This is a genomic window from Gemmata algarum, assembly GCF_034097035.1.
GTDB lineage: Bacteria > Planctomycetota > Planctomycetia > Gemmatales > Gemmataceae > Gemmata > Gemmata algarum.
Genome location: NZ_JAXBLV010000091.1, coordinates 1 through 1,240 on the forward strand (window position 1 = coordinate 1; position 1,240 = coordinate 1,240).

General features: G+C 60.4%; 2 protein-coding genes. Both read left to right on the forward strand.

Annotation, left to right across the window (positions count from 1 at the left end; genetic code table 11):
• The first annotated feature begins 122 nt into the window (after positions 1 to 122).
• Positions 123 to 662: a helix-turn-helix domain-containing protein gene (locus R5W23_RS08720; protein ID WP_320686001.1), complete on the forward strand. Its 540-nt coding sequence runs from the start codon at positions 123 to 125 to the stop codon at positions 660 to 662.
• Positions 659 to 1,240, forward strand: a 582-nt coding sequence (locus tag R5W23_RS08725; protein WP_320686002.1) for a transposase, incomplete at its 3' end; no start/stop codon positions are given. The genes R5W23_RS08720 and R5W23_RS08725, both read left to right, overlap by 4 nt.

Consider the following 1,240-nt stretch of genomic DNA (forward strand, 5'->3'; position numbering starts at 1 on the left):
GGTTCTCCGCGACTCTTGGGGACGTGAGAGTGTTTTCTGGCGGTTCGGTCGATTGATAACGGGTATTCTTAGCGAGTTGACCGCAGTCGCGTGTTCACCCTCAACAGTTCCGGAGACTCGCCATGAACGGCGAGAGCGTTTCCCGGGTCTGGACCGACCTCCTCCAATTACCGGGGTTCGCCGTCGTCCACGTGGAGCCGGACACGGCCCACCAACGCTACTTCATCACTGTGGTTCCCGAGCACGCCATTGGCGTCTGCCCCCAGTGCCAACGAACCGGCGACACGATCAAGCAACGACGCAATCGGGATCACATCCTCGACTTGCCCCTTGGTTCGCATGCCGTCGAGTTGACCGTCCGTGTCGGACCGTTCGAGTGCCAACACTGCGGGCCGTGCTTCACTCCGCCGATCCCGTTCCTGGCCGAAGGGTCGCACGCCACCGAACGACTCCTGGTGCGAGCCGCCGAGTTGATCCGCCACAGCGACGTGGCCAATGCGGCTCGGTTCTTTGGAATCCCGGAGAAGACTCTGGAGGGGTGGTATTACGCCTTCCTCGAACGACACCAACAGCGGGCCACGGAAACACCGTCGGGACCGATCCGCCGCATTGGGATCGACGAGTTGTCTCTGAAAAAAGGCACCGACAGTTCGTCGCCGTGATCGTGGATCACGATCACGGGTGCGTACTCGATGTGCTGGAAAACCGTGAGAAAGCGACGGTGTTGGCGTACCTCAAGAAGCAGAAGGAACAGGGCGTGTTGAAGCATGTCGAGGAAGTGACGTCGGACATGTGGGACGGGTATGTGGAGGCGGCCCGGGAGGCGTTCGGAACCGGCGTCCGCATCACCATCGACCGGTTCCATGTGATGAACAATTTCCAAGACGGTCTGACGTCGGCACGTCGCGAGATCCAACGTGCGTTGCCCGCGGAGGTGAAGAAGCGATTGAAAGGGAGTCGCTGGTGGTGGGTGACGAACCCGGAGAACATGCGGGCCGAGGACCGTGAGTCATTCGCCCGGTTGCGTGAGGAGTTCCCCGAGTTGGGGGCGTTGTGGGAGCAACGTGAACAACTCCGAGCGATCTTCGAGGACAAAGCGATTGGAACGCCGGTGGAGGGTCGTACGCGACTGGAACAGTGGATGAACGACGTCGGGAAATTGGGCCTGAGTGCCCTGGAGACGTTTTGCAAGACGTTGTCGAACTGGATGGACAAGATCGCCAATTACTTTCACCGCCGC

Coding starts and splice junctions, on each gene's coding strand:
- R5W23_RS08720 (WP_320686001.1), top strand. CDS start 123: ATGAACGGCGAGAGCGTTTCCCGGGTCTGGACCGACCTCCTCCAATTA.